The following is a 17,351-nucleotide window of genomic DNA, read 5'->3' as shown; positions in this document are numbered from 1 at the left end:
CTTAACCTTGTGATAACAATGTCGTTCGCTAACATTCTATGTCGAAAAGACGACAAAAAAAGGCGTCTTTCGCATGGTTTCGTGATCGTTAATGGGTTTCACTTTCCCAAATATTGTGGCACCAAACAAAATATCTGATAACTCATCCATCTTGTCGAGCGAATGACATTTCATTTTATTATCAGGTATAGCGATGCAACATTACGATTCCCACGCGCGTCGTGGCCCCCGGTTCCACGATGTACTTGCCCGTGAAGACTGGCAAAATCAGACCATTACGCACCTTAACCGCTTAGCGGCTCACCCGACGTTTGCCAGTTGGCGAGACGTTCACGCCGCAAAGGAAAATCAGCCCTCAACGCACCGTCGTCTGCTGGACGGACAGTGGCAGTTTGCCCTGGCGCGCAGCCCGTTTGAGGTGGATGCCTCCTGGCTGGAAAGCGATCTGCCCGGTAGCCGCAGCACGCCAGTTCCTTCGAACTGGCAAATGGAAGGCTATGACATACCTATTTACAGCAACGTGCGTTACCCCATTGCAACCACCCCGCCGCGCGTGCCGGAAGAGAACCCAACCGGCTGCTACTCGCTGCTGTTTAACGTCGACGCGCACTGGCTGGATGAAGGGCAAACGCAGGTTATCTTTGATGGCGTTAATTCTGCCTTTCATCTGTGGTGTAACGGTGAATGGGTTGGTTACTCGCAGGACAGCCGCCTGCCTGCAGCCTTCGATCTGAGCCCTTATCTTCATACCGGCGAGAATCGCCTTTGCGTGATGGTGATGCGCTGGAGCGCAGGGACCTGGCTTGAAGATCAGGATATGTGGCGGATGAGCGGGATCTTCCGTTCGGTCTGGCTACTGCACAAACCTGCGCTGCACCTGAGCGATGTCCAGCTCACCCCACAGCTCGATGCGCTGTATCGCGACGCAGAACTGGCGGTTGACGTCACCGTCGCCGCCCCGACGCAGATGCTGGAGCACCTGACGGTCAACGTCGAGTTGTGGAACGACACACAGCGCATCGTCAATCATCAGCAACCGCCCGGCTCGCCGGTGATTGATGAGCGCGGCAACTATGCCGAACGCGCGGTGATGCGCCTGCCGATCGAACGCCCGGCGCTGTGGAGTGCGGAGACACCGAACTGCTACCGCGCTGTGGTCTCCCTGTGGCGCGGCGATGAGCTGATCGAAGCCGAAGCCTGGGACATCGGTTTTCGTAAGGTTGAAATTGACAATGGCCTGTTGAAGCTCAACGGCAAACCGCTGCTGATCCGCGGCGTCAACCGCCATGAACATCACCACCAGCGCGGCCAGGTTGTCAGCGAAGAGGATATGGTGCAGGACATTCGGCTGATGAAGCAGAATAATTTTAACGCCGTGCGCTGCTCCCACTACCCCAACGCCCCGCGCTGGTATGAACTGTGCAACCGCTATGGTCTGTACGTCGTCGACGAGGCCAATATTGAAACCCACGGTCTGGTGCCCATGAGTCGTCTCTCTGACGATCCGTCATGGCTCCCGGCATACAGCACTCGCGTCACACGGATGGTGCAAAACAACCGCAACCACCCGTCGATTATTATCTGGTCGCTGGGCAACGAATCCGGCGGTGGCGGTAATCACGAAGCCATGTACCACTGGCTTAAGCGTAACGACCCGTCACGCCCTGTGCAGTACGAAGGCGGCGGAGCAAACAGCACGACAACTGACATTCTGTGCCCGATGTATGCCCGCGTGGAGAGCGATCTGCTGATACCGGCGGTGCCGAAATGGGGGATCAAAAAGTGGATCAGCCTGCCGGGTGAGCAGCGCCCGCTCATCCTGTGCGAATACGCGCACGCGATGGGCAATAGCCTGGGAAACTTTGCGGATTACTGGCGGGCATTTCGTGATTATCCGCGCCTGCAGGGTGGCTTTATTTGGGACTGGGCCGATCAGGCGATCACCAAAACCTTTGACGATGGCAGCGTCGGCTGGGCCTACGGCGGCGATTTTGGCGATAAACCCAATGACAGGCAGTTCTGTATGAACGGTCTGGTGTTCCCCGACCGCCGCCCTCACCCTTCACTTATTGAGGCCAAACATGCCCAGCAATTTTTCCAGTTTACGCTGCTGTCTCAAAACCCGCTGCGCATCAGTATTACCAGCGAATATCTGTTCCGCGCGACGGACAACGAAACACTGCACTGGCAGGTTCAGGCCGCAGGTGAAACCATTGCCCATGGCAGTGCAGCTCTGGATATCTCGCCGGAGGGGCACAACGCATTGACGCTCGCGGAGACATTGACGCTGCCCACCGGTGCCGAAGAGGTGTGGCTGACGCTGGAGGTTATCCAGCCGCAGGCCACGGCCTGGTCAGAAGCCGGGCATCGTGTCGCCTGGCAGCAGTTCGCTCTCGCCGCCCCGCTGGTGCTGCGAACGCCTGTACGCCCGGCGAATGCACCGGAGCTTGAGGGCAGCGACAGTGCCTGGACGATACGCTGCGATAGCCAACAGTGGGTTATTGACAGGCAAAGCGGGCTGCTTACCCACTGGCAGGTCGACGGCGTGGAACAGTTACTGACACCGCTGCGAGATCAGTTCGTGCGTGCCCCGCTGGACAATGACATTGGTGTCAGCGAGGTAGAACGCATCGATCCCAACGCATGGGTCGAGCGCTGGAAGAGCGCGGGGTTGTATAACCTCGCCGCGCGCTGTGTGCAGTGTGAGGCGCAACGTCTGGCCCATGAGGTGGTGATAGACAGCCGCTGGCACTACCAGAGCGGCGATGACGTGGTAATTGTCAGCCACTGGCGAATGACCTTTGATGCCGAAGGCAAGCTGCATCTGGCGGTCGATGGCGAACGCGCAGGCACTTTACCGCCGCTGCCGCGTGTCGGGCTGAATTTCCAGGTGCCGGATCAGTACCAGCCGGTCTCCTGGCTGGGCTTCGGCCCGCATGAAAACTACCCGGATCGGCGCGCCAGTGCCTGCTTTTCACGCTGGGCGTTACCGCTCAATGAGATGACAACGCCCTATATTTTCCCCGGTGAAAACGGCCTGCGTTGCGATAACAAAGCACTGAACTGGGGGCACTGGCACGTCGCGGGAGATTTTCATTTCTCTGTGCAGCCCTACAGTACCGCGCAATTAATGGAGACCGACCACTGGCACAGGATGCAGCCGGAAAATGGCGTCTGGATAACCCTCGATGGCCAGCATATGGGTATCGGCGGTGATGACTCCTGGACACCCAGCGTACTGCGGCAATGGTTGCTGCTTGAGACACGATGGCAATATCAGTTAACGATCCACTTCCAATAATAATCGGGGGGCGTTAAGCCCCCTGGCATACAGGCATAACAAGATGGAACAGTCACAATGAAACTCTCTCAACTCGCACCAAGAGAACGACATAATTTTATCTACTTTATGCTGTTCTTTTTCTTTTACTACTTCATTATGTCGGCTTATTTCCCTTTTTTCCCGGTCTGGCTGGCGGAAGTTAACCATTTAACCAAAACCGAAACGGGGATTGTCTTCTCGTCTATCTCGCTGTTTGCGATTATTTTCCAGCCGGTGTTTGGCCTGATTTCCGATAAGCTGGGGTTACGCAAACACCTGCTGTGGACCATTACGGTCTTGCTGATCCTGTTTGCCCCGTTCTTTATTTTTGTGCTCTCACCTCTGCTACAAATGAATATTTTCGCCGGTGCGCTGGCAGGAGGGATCTATTTAGGGATCGTCTTCTCAAGCGGTTCTGGTGCTGTCGAAGCCTATATTGAACGCGTCAGTCGCGCGAACCGTTTTGAATACGGTAAAGTTCGCGTTTCCGGTTGTATTGGCTGGGCATTGTGCGCATCGATAACCGGTATTTTGTTTGGTATCGACCCTAACATTACGTTCTGGATCGCCTCCGGTTTTGCTCTGGTGCTCGGCGTACTGTTGTGGATGTCCAAACCCGAAGGCAGTAACAGCGAGTTGGTCATCGACGCGCTGGGCGCCAATCGTCAGGCATTCTCAATGCGAACCGCCGCCGAACTGCTGCGTATGCCGCGTTTCTGGGGCTTTATTGTTTACGTGGTTGGCGTCGCCAGCGTCTATGACGTCTTCGACCAACAATTTGCCAACTTCTTTAAAGGCTTTTTCTCCAGTCCGCAGCGCGGGACCGAAGTCTTTGGCTTCGTCACCACCGGCGGGGAACTTCTCAACGCCACGATTATGTTCTTCGCACCCGCCATCGTGAACCGCATCGGGGCAAAAAACGCACTGCTGGCCGCCGGAGTTATTATGTCAGCACGTATTTTGGGGTCCTCTTTCGCGTCGTCTGCGCTTGAAGTGGTTATCTTAAAAATGCTGCATATGTTTGAGTTGCCGTTCCTGCTGGTCGGCACCTTTAAATACATCTCCTCGGCCTTTAATCCAAAACTGTCGGCCACGCTGTTCCTGATTGGCTTTAACTTATCGAAACAGCTTTCGGGGGTGGTGCTGTCGGCGTGGGTGGGACGGATGTACGACACGGTTGGCTTCCATCAGGCGTACCTCATTCTGGGCTGTATTACCCTGACTTTTACCGTTATGTCGCTGTTTACCCTGAAAGGCGGTAAAACGCTGCTGCCGGAACCAGGATATAACAGCGCCGCGTGATACCACGCCACGCAAGGGGTGACCAGGTCTTCAAAAAACGCGACGGCAGGCTATCTGGTACTGATGCGCCAGATAGCCGTCCGGGCGTGTAAGCGGTTAAAATAAAAAAATATAAACGTTGCTTAATTAATTTCGCTATGTCTTAATAGCGCCATCGGTTTGGAATACAGACCTTATGAAAGCAGTTTTAGTAAAGCAGTCCTCAGTTCAAGTGTTATCCATAGATATCCTTCTTCGAGAGCCTCCTCCTAAGTGCCAAATAAGTCACTCTAACATTACAGGCCATTATTGCCACTCTGCGTGGCCCATAAAATTAAGGAAGTATCTATGTCTAATAAAATGACTGGTTTAGTAAAATGGTTTAACTCCGATAAAGGTTTTGGCTTTATCACTCCTGACGATGGCAGCAAAGATGTATTCGTACATTTCTCTGCAATCCAGAGCGACAGCTACAAAACGCTTGATGAAGGCCAGAAAGTGTCCTTCACTATCGAAAGTGGCGCTAAAGGCCCTGCGGCCGGTAACGTTACCGCGCTGTAAGTTGCGCGCATTATCAGTGATGTTTACAACAGCGATGAAGACAATAGTCTGAGCAGATAAAATCTACTGATAAAAATAAACCCGCCGAGTGCGGGTTTTTTATTGCCTTACATTCAGCCAGCGGCTCGCTTTTATTATTTCCGGTTAGCGGACCGGTTATTAAACAGCCAGCACCTGACTTACCCCAGGGTAATTTACCCTCTGCCCTTGCAGCCCTTTTATCGACAGAGGGTTATCTGTATTTTCTCAGATGGACGTTCCCCGTACCCGGATAGGCTCTTTGATGGCATTGACGGACAACAACCGCTGGAGCGCATTAATAGCGGTGTCAGTAAGTTCATGCCCTTTGGTCAAGACCATCAGTCCATTCGATGTCAGGATATCTTCCTCAACCACCCATCCGGGCAGCAGTTCGCGAATATGGGCAGAACGAACGCCACTCACGTTTGCGCGAAAATCTGACAACGCCTTAATGATGTAGTCGGGCAGTGGCGGCGTGGCCGCACGCAGAATTTCCCATGGCCGCTCCAGGCTCCAGCCACGGACGGCATGTTTTTCCAGTTCGAGCGCGGCACGCAGCAAATGCGCGCCTCGCAGAACCTCCAGAGGGACATTCGGCGCCGGCTCTTTCGCCTGGTGACGTATAATTCCCGCGACCAGTTCGAGGCGAGGAATGTTCTCAACCAACCGCCCGGCTACCTCCGGATGACCAAGCAGCAGTTTTTTCTCTTCATCCGTCAGTTTACGCTGGGCCGCATCAGCCTGGACGATATCCGCAGGAATACCGACACAGCCTATCTGGCTTAGTGACGCCGCGATGGTGTAAATCCATTCATCGGGCCACTCCAGTTTTGGCAACGCATGATTCACACATGACTGCGCGAACGCGGAGCGCTGAAAAGCCCATGGCGCGACCATCGCGAGCACTTCGGTCAGCGTTTTCACCGAAGCGGTAAGCGTGGTGGCAAGCAACTCTTTTTCGGCACAAATAAGGCGATACTGGCGCACCGCCTCATTCAGCGTGGCAATCAGTTCGTCTTTTGGACAAGGCTTACACAGATAGCGAAAAATGGCTCCTTTATTGATAGCCGCAATTGAAGATTGCACATCGGCCTGACCGGTCAGCAGAATGCGAACACTGTCGGGAGAGATTTCCCGCGCTTTCGCCAGGAAAGTCGCCCCGTCCATGCCTGGCATACGCATATCGGACACGATGACAGCAAACTTTTCGCCCCAGCGAACGGCGTCAAGCCCGGCCTCGCCGCTCTTTGCGACCACTACATCAAATTCCCCAAAAAGATTGCGTTCAATGGCGGCGAGCACATTGGGTTCATCATCCACGCACAGTACCCGAGCGAGGGCAGTATCAGTCATGATGGGTCTCCTTTATATGAGCAAGCATTTGCTGCCACAGAGGGAGCTGGTTCAGCATGCCTGTTTGTTCGAGATAATCGTTATCGGGTACGTTATTGTTCGCCAGCGCGACCGCAACATGTACGGTACCGATCGCACCGAAGCTATTATTCGTAAGACGTGAAGGCTGGGCTTGTCGGGCAACGATCTCGACAAGATCGCCGGGCAATCCCCACAACGCCAGCATCCAGGCCCCCAGAGCGGCGCGGCTCGTGGGGGAATGGCCTTCAATATCGGGAAGCAGAAGAGCAATGTTGGCGAGCAATGCGGCGGTCGACTCCAGCCCCTCGTGGCCACACATGCGGGCGGCGAGCTGCGAGGCGAGAAAGGCCTTACGTTGTAACTCACTGACACCAGGTTCACTGTTCGCTTCGGTAAAAAACTCAGGTGTCTGGATCAATGACGTTATCTGCTCCAGACCCAGGTGGGTGATGGCACTGCCAATATCGTGGATTCGCGCCCCTCGTGTGAACCAGGCCGAATTCGCAATCTGCAAAAATCTGGCCGTCAGCGCGGGATCGCGCCTGATGAGTTCAGTAATATACGGGATATCACAGGCAGTCCCGGAAAGGCATTGTCTCAGTTCGGCGAATATCTCAGGTGTGGCAGGCAGGTGGCTAATATGCCCCGTTAAATCAATGAGTCCCGGATCGTCAATGGTCTGGCGTAGCGCGAGCGTACTTTCGATCATCTCGATCAGAGCTGTACTGTCACACGGCTTAGACACAAACCGGTGCGCGACCTGGAGCATTCGTTGGGTTGATGTGGGCTCTGAATAGCCAGAAAGGATGATCCGTACCGTACCCGGCCAGCGGGCGCGAACCTGGGTGAGCAACTCAGCCCCATCCATAAAAGGCATGCGCATGTCCGATACCACAACATCTGCCGGAGTCTGTTCAAGCATCGCCAGCGCATCAGGACCACTACTTGCAAAGCGGCACTCCCAATCAGGGTTATACATCATGACCGCTCTCTCAATGCCCGAGAGTATGCGGTTTTCATCGTCAACAAACATCACCTGCATGCCGTTCATCCCTCTTTGCGACTATGAAGCGGAAATTGCAATATGAACGTTGACCCCACCCCTTCCTCAGACTCGCAGCGGATATGTCCCATGTGTTTGTCGATGACCGTCGAGTAGACAATGGCAAGCCCCTGCCCCGTCCCCTTACCGACGGCTTTGGTCGTGAAGAAGGGATCGAAAATACGATCCAGGATACCAGCGGGTATGCCGCTACCATCGTCCTGCACCCGTATTTCCATAAAGTCACCGTTTTGCTCAGCGGAAATGACAATACGGCCTTTTTCCTTAACGCCTTTCTGCAGGGTATCGGCAATCGCATGGGCGGCGTTGACCACTAAATTAAGTATGGCCTGACCGACCATATCGCGCAGGCATGGCAGCAAGGGCAAATCGTCGCCAAAATGGGTTTCCAGATCAGCGACATATTTCCACTCGTTGCGCGCGACCGTCACGGTTGTACGAATGACCTCACGGATATCGACAGATTCTTTCTCGTTTTGCGATGGGTGAGAAAACTCCTTCATGGCAGCGACAATTTTCGCAATGTGCTCAAGGCCTTCCAGGGACTCATCTAACGCTGAGGGAATCTGGCTGCGCAAAAAATCAATCCGGGCACGTTTTAAAACCGTGTCGAATGCCTCTATCGTCGGCTCATTGTCCAGTTTCTCACGCGCAACGTCGACCACCGCAAGCGCAGCATCAAGTACCTTTGTCAGCGTTGCATGGGCGGTTTTCACAAAACCGACATTGTCCGAAACATACTGAGTCGGGGTGTTAATCTCATGCGCAATACCTGCGGCAAGCTGACCAATAGACTCCATTTTCTGCGCTTGCAACAGTTGGGCCTGCGCTAACCGTAATTCCGATAATGCTTTTTCAAGCTCGCGCCGCTCGTTCTCGAGTTCCATCGTCTTACGAGCAACGACTTTCTCCAGACCAATATTCTGTTCCAGAATGGCAAAAGGCGTTGTATGGCTATGCCTGGCCTCTTGTGCAATACGACGTTTCAGGACATCGATTGTTTTATCGCGGGCAAGAAGTTTGCGCTCATAATCGGCAAGTGACAGGCCCGCATTGGGTTCGTGGGTAAAAGAAGACATAATTTATCCTCCGATAGCGACGCCTGTGAATGTCTGGTTTACGTGCAGCCCGTTGTACTGCTCGCCGTAGGTAGAAAAACCGATCACATTATTCTGGCGCATAATGTCGCTAATCGGTTCTTCAAGCCCTTCTTCTTCAAACTGGAGGCGGCGAAGAATACAATCGCAACCGATGATGACACGCGGGTCAGGAATTATTTCATGAACTTTTTCAAACGATTGCCTGAAGGTCTCGATGGGGTCTTCTGCTCTGCCAATCGAAATAATCAACCCCTCTTCAATCGCGCAATAGCAGGTTAACGAAAAATCGGCGTTCCATTTCTGAATGGAGCGTACATAAGGTTCATCGCCAAGCGAGAGCACCAGCGGATTGCGAGAAAATATCGTGGGCGTTAACTCGTCCACGCTCAGGCCGAGAGATTCGGCGTAGACTTGTGCAGCAGGTTCGCCGTTAATTTCAAAAATGATCCGTTTCTCCGGATCGGCTTCGGTAATCACCAGTTCCACGTCGCTGGGAACAAAGTGTTGAATTTTAAACGTCGCAAGAGGAGAGTGGGTCTCAATGACCGCAAAAACCGCTGCGTCTGATACAAATTTACCATTACCGTCGTAAATGAAGCTTTGTTCAAAGCGCAGGTCATCCCCCGCCGATCCCCCGATGATAGGCACATTCCCTATCTGCTGATAAAGATTAGCCACAAGTCGCTCTTCTGCCATCGAAAGCCCATCGACAAGCAACAGACCGAAGCGATTAATATTCGGCCTTGCCTCGCTGTCGAGACGGATTTTTTCAGCCATGTCTGCAATAACGGCAGAGTATTCAACTAAAGGATGGATCATAAAAGCGGAGGCCCGAAATTCGCTCCCTAAGCCCAGGCCGAGCATCCCGGAGTGCTGAAAACCATCCAGACCAATTTGCCCGGAGGAGGTGCATCCTATAAGCGTGCATGAAAAGGTTTTTTTTAATTCGCTGCCTAATATTTCAAGATCATAATCCGGAGAGCAAAAAAATAAGATGGTTTCAATATCCTCATGACCAATCTTATTGGCAAATTCAGCTACAGCCTGGACAGGATCGCGTAATTCACTACTTGCATATTTTAGTTTGACATTCACGGCATATTCTCCGGCTGAGAAAAGCGATAGTGTTTATTTTAAACAGTACATGCTCAAAAAGATGCTCGTCTGGATTCAACAGTTGGGGAGTCATAAAAGCTGCCACCAGGCCACTTATGAATGCCTGTCTTAATTAGTTATACATGCATGGCATTTCTCTTCAAAGACGCACGTGAACTTTCTTTTCAGGCCGCCGTCTGGATCACTTTTGTTACCCTTTCATCCAAAACCCGGCTAATTAACGTACGTCTGTTTTTCGTTCGGCAAAATAGTGCGCAGGGGTGCTGCCCATCGTTTTTTTGAACATGGTGATGAAGGCATTCACCGATTCATACCCCAGGTTTGCCGCCACATTTTGTACCGAGACGCCACTTGCCAGCGCCTGGAGCGCAAGGATCAGATGGAGCTGCTGACGCCATCGTCCGAAGGTTAGCCCTGTCTCGCGTAGCATCAAGCGTGCCAGCGAGCGCTCGCTGAGCGCCAGCCGTTTAGCCCACGCTTTAAAGGTACAGCGATCCTCCGGGTTACTGACCAACGCATCTGCCATGGCGCGTATTTTGGGATGGGCCGAAACGGGCAGACTCAATTTCTGTTGCGGCATGGTGGCTAACTCGTCAAGCGTCACTCTGGTCAGTCTTGCGACATGGCTATCGGGCGGGTAATCGATGCCCTCACGCGTTAAGCGGTCCACCAACTCTTTAATCAGGGATGAAATCGCCAGCGTGCAACATTTTTCCGGAAGCGCAGTGGCGCCGGGTTCAATAAACAGATAATTGAGATGGGCGTTCCAGGTCGCTTTAGCGCTGTGAGGAACACCGCCCGGTATCCAGACTGCGCAATTTGGCGGCACTATCCATATGTCATTTTCGGCGCGACAGATTACCGCGCCATACAGCGCAATGATCAATTGCCCTTTGCGATGTGTATGTACCGGCACTTCGGCCTCGTAATCAATAAAATCAAGATGCCGCGCCACTGCCGGGCACGAGGTGGCATCAGGGTCAAATAATGTTGTAACGAATTGGGGCTTCATGTGATTGGCAACATTTAGGTATTTTTTGACAGAATAGAGTATTTAATAGCATACGCAAGCCGGTAATAATCCCCGGCATGAACACATTCGCTCTCTTTCACAGTCATTTTTTACGCGCTACCAGCAAGCTATTACGCCGTGTGGCTTCTCCCGCACTGCTGAACGACGCTAACGCGTTGCTCTATTCTGCAAAGACTTTTACCGCCGCGATGCTCGCCTATTTTATTGCGTTGTCGATAGGTCTTGAGCGCCCGTCATGGGCCATCATTACCGTCTACATTGTTTCGCAAACCTCGGTGAGCGCATCACTGAGCAGAAGCCTTTATCGCCTGGCAGGTACGGTCATCGGCGCCGGAGCGACCGTTTTGATCGTGCCCACTTTCGTGAACATGCCGGTGCTTTGCAGCGTGATGCTCACAGGCTGGATAACCTTCTGTCTCTATTTATCCCTCCTTGTACGCACTTCACGTGCGTATGCTTTTGTATTAGCCGGTTACACCGCGAGCCTGATTGGTTTTCCTGCGGTGTTTGATCCCGGCACTATTTTTCATATCGCCATTCTCCGCGTGCAGGAGATCATGATTGGTATCTTCTGCGCCGCACTTATTCACAGATACGTATTGCCCGCGCGTATTTCAGGGGTGTTCAACAACAAATTAGCGCAGACATTACACTCGGCCCGGCTGAAAATTGCCGACACCTTAGCAGGCAAACCCGATGAGCATTCCGATAGCCTTCATCTGGCGCTGGCACTGCAGTTTTTGCAGGGTATCAGCCACCATATCCCTTATGACTTTGCCCTTTCTGCGCCGGTCCGCCAGGCACGAAAAGCCATCCATGACAGGCTGGCTCGTCTGTTAATTGTGAATTGTGAATTACGCGATCGCTTACCGACGCCAGAACAGATACCCGTCGAGCTGCGGTTGTTGCTAAAGGATGTCCAGGCCTGGCTTACTCATGAGGGAGAAAGCGAGCAGATAATCAGCGCAGAGGCGCTAAAAAAACGCAGTGAACAGTTAACGGCGTTTTACGCTTCGCAGACACCAACAATGACAGATGCGATACGGGCCAGTTTTACGCGCCACCTGACAGAGGCCATCGTGCTTTTACAGCAATGCGAACGCCTTTCTGATGCGGTTCGCCACGCGAAAAACACCCCTGCGCTGATGGAGGTCAAGGCTGCAAAAGGCTACGTATTCCACCGGGATCACCTTAGCGCTGCACGCACAGCGCTGGGGGCTTTCTCGATAATCTTAAGCGGCTGCCTGATTTGGATTTACTCAGCCTGGCCTGATGGCGCCACGGCGGTCTCTGTTCTTGGGGTCTGCTGTACGCTGTTTGCCAGTTTCGACACGCCAGCCCCCCACCTTGTGAAATATATTATGGGTTCCGTCTGGGGGGTACTGATAAGCCTGTTCTATAGCTTTGTCCTTCTTCCGCAAGTGACCGACTTCGCGGTATTGGTTGCGGCACTTGCCCCCGCCTATTTGCTGGCCGGATCGCTCCAGGCGCGCCCGCCCACCACATTTATGGCCATGGGGATCACCCTCACCCTGCCTATCCTTTGCGAATTAGGCGCGCATTACAGCGGGGACTTCGCTGTAGCCATCAATACCTCTATTGCCTTGTTTGCCGCCATCGGCTTTGCCGTGGTCAGCATGAGTTTGTTGCAAACGGTGCAGGCAGACGCGGCCATTAACCGTCTGCTGAAACTCTGTCGACGCGATATCCGGCGCAGCGTGAAAGGTGTTTTTAAACCCGAGGAGACGCACTGGACCAATCTGATGATGGACAGAACTGCCCTTTTACTGCCGCGTTTGCAACGCAGTGAGCACGCCTCAGAACAGGTGCTTGAGCACATGTTGCACTATCTGCGTATTGGCCTCTCTGTCATGCATTTACGCCACTGTTATTCGCTGGCGGAAAGAAAAACAGCCAGGGAGATCAATGACCTGCTTTACCAGCTTATTCACACGAAAGACATACCCGCCGTACGCGAGCGCATTGCGTCAATGATTTGCCTCTCTCTGCCTGCGCCAGATGAACAATCGCGCCAGGTTGTCGACAGGCTTGTTGACCTGTACTGCGCACTGCGAAGTAGCAAGAAGGAGCAAGAAAATGCTGAATGACATCAATATTGGGGGGGTATTTCTCCCCGGTCTGCTGGTCATTGCGCTTATTAGCCTGGCCTGCACGCTGTTACTCGTGCCGCTGTTCTCTTTCAGCAGGTTTTATTGCCGTTTGCCTTGCCGCCCGCTGATTAGTTTCTCACTGTATATCGTCACTTTTTTCCTGTTCCTGCAGGACGCTAACGCGCTGGGGTTATTTGCATGAAATCGTTTCTCTCTTTATTGACCCGCTATGCGCTGACGCTAAGCGCAGCCGCCGTGTCAGCTATTCTGGCTTTCATGATGTGGAAGCATTATGCGCAGACGCCCTGGACCCGCGATGGCCGGGTTCGTGCGGATGTAGTGCAAATTGCGCCGGATGTCTCAGGGCCGGTTATCAGCGTGGCTGTCAGAGACAATCAGTGGGTGAATCGTGGCGATGTTCTCTATTCCATCGATCCGCACTGGTTAACGCTGGCGTTGCTCAGCGCGCAGGCTGATGTCGATGCTAAACGTCATGAAATGCTGATGCGCCAGGATGCCGCCAGACGACGTGTGCAGATAAAAGGCATGATTTCCGGTGAAGATTTGCAGCAAACAAGCAGCGCGGCGAATATCGCAACGGCCAATTACCATGGTGCGCTGGCTGCGCTGGAACTAGCAGAACTCAATTTATCCCATGCCACCGTTCGGGCGCCGGTTGCCGGTTATGTCACGCATCTGCGGCTTCGCCCCGGCGACTATGCAACTGCCGGGGAAACAAAGGTCGCCATCGTCGACGCGCAAAGTTTCTGGGTGGTGGGCTATTTTGAGGAAACCAAACTGCGCCACATTCGCGTGGGAAATACCGCGCACATTGCGCTGATGGGGTTCGAGCCCGTCCTGACCGGCCACGTTGAAAGTATCGGGCATGGGATTGGTGATAATAATGACGACACGGGCGGTCTTGGCCTGCCACAGGTTGAGCCGACTTTTAACTGGGTACGTCTTGCCCAGCGCATCCCGGTGCGTATTCACATCGATAACTTGCCGCAAGGGGTCGAGTTAGTGGCAGGCTTGTCGGCAAGTATCTCCATCGCACCTTAGGCCACGCTGGTTGTGGCAGTTATCCAAATCATTCCCCTTACGGCGTGGATAGCACCGCGCCGGTTGTCTCTTGTGGCGGTCGGAATGACGTTTCTCGCGTCCCGTCACAATAACATTCGGTGCGCGTGGAAAATAAGATATATTCCGGAGGAAAAATTCAGCGTCCTTTTACGCTCTTTCTTAAGCGTTTTTAAATTCTGCGCGCGAATTTGTCGGCACACGATGAGTTAAATAGATTTAAAAATTATTCACCCGCAGGTGCCAGGCGTATTTAAAATTGTTATTCTGGTTGTGCTTAATCACCTCTCTCCTTAAGGAGCACCCATGCCAGAGTACTGTTTTTTTAAAAAGGGTAAGCATACCGTTGCTCTGAAAAAATCAGATGAACAACGCGCATTTCAGTTGACTGAGCAGGGTTATGAAAAGCAGTTTGAAGAGGTCATCGCCGCGAATGAAAAACAGGCGCTTGCCCGTTTTGCTGATATTCGCCGGGAAAAGGAAATCGATCAGCATAACTTCCTGGCAGGCGCTATTGCTATGCCGCTGATAGGCGTTATGACGGCGGCGGCAACGTCTCTTTTCAAAAAGAAGAAAGACGCAAGCAAAACATAACGCCCTTACATGAAGGGGCACCGGATTGACGGGCCGCAGCCCTGAACGTTGCAGCCCGCCAGCGGTGATAATCGTCACTGCGACAACATCCCCATTCACGCGTGAGCAGGGTTTATCTGTTTTATCGCCAGTTCCACGACATCTTTACTGAAAGAAAAATCACCGCTCAGTAACGCCGCAGCGTCAAACCAGCGCGCTTCAAAGACATCCGACGCGGCAGTCGGTTCTCCCCCCTGCCAGGCACAAACGACCGGGATCAGCAGATAATGGTAAAGAAGCTCGCCGGCGGCGTTGTAATCGAATGCTTCCAGGGGCACATCCGTCGACTGGTAAATAACCCTCAGCCCGGTCTCTTCGTTTACTTCACGCAACGCGGCCTGTTCTATGGTTTCGCCTGCCTCGATTTTTCCACCCGGAAAACCCCAAAAACCTGCGTCAGGTGGGTTAGAGCGACGTACAAGCAGTACACGAGATTCATGGACGATCACCCCCAGTACGGCGGCAACGGGATGTATGGTGTGTGGCATGATACGCTTTCCTGCGCGCACTGGCCGGGGGCGCCCGGCGCAGCGCCCTTAAATACGATTAATTTTTCACCCACTTACTCGCAGGCGCCTGATAGTTGCGAAAATACGCCACGACACTTTCGACATCCGTGGAAAACGGCAGCATATCGGCGTAACGGGCATGCATGAATCCCTCGGTAACCATTTTCTCCACCATCGCCTGTAGCGGATCGTAATAACCGTTGATATTCAGGAATGCGCAGGGTTTGTGGTGAATACCGAGTTGTGCCCAGGTCCACTGCTCGAAAATCTCTTCCAGCGTACCCGCACCACCAGGCAGTGCGATAAAGCCATCCGATAGCGCCGCCATTTTGGTTTTTCGCTCGTGCATATTTTCCACGACGTGGAGTTCACTCAGCCCCTGGTGCGCGATCTCCTTTTCAAACAGACCTCGCGGCATAACCCCCACCACGTGGCCGCCGTGCGCCAGGCAGGCATCGGCAACGGCGCCCATCAGACCAACCTTACCGCCACCGTAGACAAGAGAAATGTCGGCCGCCGCGAGGGTTTTGCCCACATAGCGCGCCGTTTCGATATACAGCGGATTTTCCCCGGAAGATGAACCACAAAAGATACCAATCGCTTTCATTACAACACTCCGTTGTTAGTGGAGGCTGTAATTTACCATATCTTTGTGTCAGCTTATTGCGCCTGTGGGCTGGACAATATCGGTCGGCACATTCAGGGAATGAAATGCGGAACAGTAAATTTAATAAGCTCAGTTTTTGTTCCGTAATTGTTGCGTACACTCACGTTAACCATTAAGGAGGTACGTATGAATATCGATAGCTGGCTCAATCAACTGCTTAACGCGTTCACCGAACAACAAAAACCTGCATGGATGCCACAATGCCTCTGGCTGTCACCGCAGCAGAAGATAGCGATTATCCGTGAGTTGATCTGTCCGGTGAGTAAAAAGTAAAAACATCATCTGGCGTCAGGGAGGCCAGATGATGTTGATAAACAGTGCGGCCTCCCCACCAACAACCGGGGGCGTCCGTGAGTCCGGAAATTCACTCCTCTTCGGCTTCCAGTGCCCGCTTGATATCATTAAGTTTTGCTGTCTGGCGGCGCATCTCCAGCAGATAGAGCGCTTCATAGGCTTCAATACCCACAAGGTTTTGTTCACCCAGCATATCTAAATCCTCTACCAGTAATGCGATCTCTTCCGGCGTGATTTTCGGTCTCATCATCACCCTCCTTTGGGTTAAACAAGCCAGCTTTGCGTCAAAAGACTACAGGTAAGTATAACGGCAGTGGCTCCTTTTAACGAAGCAACCGCCTTTTATCGGCCTGGTGCTATTCGTACTTGTTTCGGTGTCGCTGGCAGTAAAGCAGAAGATAATCTTCAAATGAGGGGGGTAAATTGAACGTTATCGCCTGTTGCACCACGTGAATACCGTAGTGTTCAAAATAATCACTACGGGTTACGCGAAACTGGTCGATGAGGATTAGCGGTTTAGGATCAGACAGCGTGCTTTTTTGCTCGTCGATGACCTTCACTAAATACGTATCAGCATCTGTCGTAATAACATCATAACGAACAAGGCGATCGCCGGATTCGGCTGACAGATAGTGCGTTTTTATGGATGAGTAAATCATTGGCTTACTCCTTTTATACGCGACTTATCAGAAGTATATCCGCTTAAATGAGGAGTGAAATAGTAGCGTTCACATTTCTTAGATTCGTATTTACGTCTTCCTGGTGATAATACATTTCTGCCAAACGTAGACACAGCCCAAATTGACAGGCCCGCTTATCCAGGCAGGCCATGGTCAAATAAATTTACCCTTTCATTGGGGACGCAAGCGGTCCACCAACGATCTCTATTTCAACGTCATGACAGATCTCAAACCCTTCCGTAAGGCGCCAGACACCGGTCATTATTTTTCCTGTATCCATATTCTCAACTTTATCATGGGTATAGTAAGCCACCTGCACAATACCCTGGTGCTGGATCCAGTAATAACCCTCTTTCATGGGTACACTCTGCGAGTTACTCGCCGGAATGAGTGCTATGCAAGGTCACTCAAAATACGCGGCAAAAGATAAAGACCCAACAGGAGAATTGAGTCATTCAGGATGTGGAAACCGTGATGCCGGGTGCCTCCCGGTGTTCCTGACGGTC

At 52.6% G+C, this 17,351-nt stretch carries 18 protein-coding genes; 8 read left to right on the top strand and 10 right to left on the bottom strand.

Going from position 1 to position 17,351, the window contains the following annotated elements; translation table 11 throughout:
* The first annotated feature begins 193 nt into the window (after positions 1–193).
* The 3 genes from C5523_RS12650 (at position 194) to cspA (ending at position 5,164) form a co-directional block, all read left to right on the top strand.
* Complete coding sequence (locus C5523_RS12650; RefSeq protein ID WP_108701229.1) at positions 194–3,301, top strand: beta-galactosidase; 3,108 nt, start codon at positions 194–196, stop codon at positions 3,299–3,301.
* Between the two features lie 57 nt (positions 3,302–3,358).
* Positions 3,359–4,624 (top strand): MFS transporter, encoded by a 1,266-nt coding sequence (locus C5523_RS12645; RefSeq protein ID WP_079498216.1) that lies wholly within the window; start codon positions 3,359–3,361, stop codon positions 4,622–4,624.
* Between the two features lie 327 nt (positions 4,625–4,951).
* Positions 4,952–5,164: an RNA chaperone/antiterminator CspA gene (cspA, locus tag C5523_RS12640; RefSeq protein WP_016495754.1), complete on the top strand. Its 213-nt coding sequence runs from the start codon at positions 4,952–4,954 to the stop codon at positions 5,162–5,164.
* Positions 5,165–5,410: 246 nt separating this feature from the next.
* Here cspA and C5523_RS12635 read toward each other — a convergent pair whose 3' ends face one another.
* The 5 genes from C5523_RS12635 to C5523_RS12615 all read right to left on the bottom strand — a co-directional run bounded on the left by C5523_RS12635 (position 5,411) and on the right by C5523_RS12615 (position 10,850).
* Positions 5,411–6,538 (bottom strand): response regulator, encoded by a 1,128-nt coding sequence (locus C5523_RS12635; RefSeq protein ID WP_039078899.1) that lies wholly within the window; start codon positions 6,536–6,538, stop codon positions 5,411–5,413.
* Positions 6,531–7,601: an HDOD domain-containing protein gene (locus tag C5523_RS12630; RefSeq protein WP_108701228.1), complete on the bottom strand. Its 1,071-nt coding sequence runs from the start codon at positions 7,599–7,601 to the stop codon at positions 6,531–6,533. Before C5523_RS12630 ends, C5523_RS12635 begins: the two co-directional genes overlap by 8 nt.
* 5 nt (positions 7,602–7,606) lie before the next feature.
* Entirely contained in the window at positions 7,607–8,701 is a 1,095-nt protein-coding gene (locus C5523_RS12625; RefSeq protein ID WP_107222783.1) for a sensor histidine kinase, read from the bottom strand.
* Positions 8,702–8,704: 3 nt separating this feature from the next.
* Positions 8,705–9,817, bottom strand: coding sequence for an FIST N-terminal domain-containing protein (locus C5523_RS12620; RefSeq protein WP_039078896.1), 1,113 nt, complete (start codon positions 9,815–9,817; stop codon positions 8,705–8,707).
* Positions 9,818–10,055: 238 nt separating this feature from the next.
* Entirely contained in the window at positions 10,056–10,850 is a 795-nt protein-coding gene (locus C5523_RS12615; protein ID WP_108701227.1) for a helix-turn-helix domain-containing protein, read from the bottom strand.
* Between the two features lie 77 nt (positions 10,851–10,927).
* Between C5523_RS12615 and C5523_RS12610 the strand changes: the two genes are divergently transcribed.
* The 4 genes from C5523_RS12610 (at position 10,928) to C5523_RS12595 (ending at position 14,656) form a co-directional block, all read left to right on the top strand.
* Entirely contained in the window at positions 10,928–12,979 is a 2,052-nt protein-coding gene (locus C5523_RS12610) for an FUSC family protein (RefSeq protein WP_108701226.1), read from the top strand.
* A complete protein-coding gene (locus C5523_RS12605; RefSeq protein WP_108701225.1) occupies positions 12,969–13,184 on the top strand; it encodes a DUF1656 domain-containing protein in 216 nt (71 codons plus the stop codon). Before C5523_RS12610 ends, C5523_RS12605 begins: the two co-directional genes overlap by 11 nt.
* Positions 13,181–14,044: an HlyD family secretion protein gene (locus C5523_RS12600; protein ID WP_039078892.1), complete on the top strand. Its 864-nt coding sequence runs from the start codon at positions 13,181–13,183 to the stop codon at positions 14,042–14,044. Before C5523_RS12605 ends, C5523_RS12600 begins: the two co-directional genes overlap by 4 nt.
* Before the next feature lie 324 nt (positions 14,045–14,368).
* Positions 14,369–14,656, top strand: a complete 288-nt coding sequence (locus C5523_RS12595) for a hypothetical protein (RefSeq protein ID WP_039078891.1) — start codon at positions 14,369–14,371, stop codon at positions 14,654–14,656.
* Between the two features lie 95 nt (positions 14,657–14,751).
* On the opposite strand, the gene C5523_RS12590 is transcribed toward C5523_RS12595, so the two are convergent.
* Complete coding sequence (locus C5523_RS12590; protein WP_039078890.1) at positions 14,752–15,183, bottom strand: NUDIX hydrolase; 432 nt, start codon at positions 15,181–15,183, stop codon at positions 14,752–14,754.
* A gap of 58 nt (positions 15,184–15,241) precedes the next feature.
* Positions 15,242–15,811: a TIGR00730 family Rossman fold protein gene (locus C5523_RS12585; RefSeq protein ID WP_039078889.1), complete on the bottom strand. Its 570-nt coding sequence runs from the start codon at positions 15,809–15,811 to the stop codon at positions 15,242–15,244.
* Between the two features lie 186 nt (positions 15,812–15,997).
* Here C5523_RS12585 and C5523_RS27410 point away from each other — a divergent pair, with 186 nt between their 5' ends.
* A complete protein-coding gene (locus tag C5523_RS27410; RefSeq protein WP_172600650.1) occupies positions 15,998–16,144 on the top strand; it encodes a hypothetical protein in 147 nt (48 codons plus the stop codon).
* A gap of 91 nt (positions 16,145–16,235) precedes the next feature.
* On the opposite strand, the gene C5523_RS27250 is transcribed toward C5523_RS27410, so the two are convergent.
* From C5523_RS27250 to C5523_RS12575, 3 genes are all read right to left on the bottom strand, one after another.
* Positions 16,236–16,415 carry a hypothetical protein gene (locus C5523_RS27250; RefSeq protein ID WP_125124603.1) on the bottom strand — a complete coding sequence of 60 codons (180 nt, stop codon included), beginning with the start codon at positions 16,413–16,415 and terminating at the stop codon, positions 16,236–16,238.
* Positions 16,416–16,521: 106 nt separating this feature from the next.
* Positions 16,522–16,824 (bottom strand): hypothetical protein, encoded by a 303-nt coding sequence (locus C5523_RS12580; RefSeq protein WP_039078888.1) that lies wholly within the window; start codon positions 16,822–16,824, stop codon positions 16,522–16,524.
* 184 nt (positions 16,825–17,008) lie between these two features.
* The gene (locus C5523_RS12575) at positions 17,009–17,203 is read right to left on the bottom strand and encodes a hypothetical protein (RefSeq protein ID WP_071194289.1); all 195 of its coding nucleotides are present in this window, start codon (positions 17,201–17,203) and stop codon (positions 17,009–17,011) included.
* Between the last annotated feature and the right edge of the window lie 148 nt (positions 17,204–17,351).

Origin of the sequence: Phytobacter sp. SCO41 (assembly GCF_003073275.1) — a bacterium.
In the GTDB taxonomy this organism is placed as follows: Bacteria; Pseudomonadota; Gammaproteobacteria; order Enterobacterales; family Enterobacteriaceae; genus Phytobacter; species Phytobacter diazotrophicus.
The sequence above is the reverse complement of the archived record's forward strand: the minus strand, read 5'-3'. Positions and strand labels throughout refer to the sequence as shown.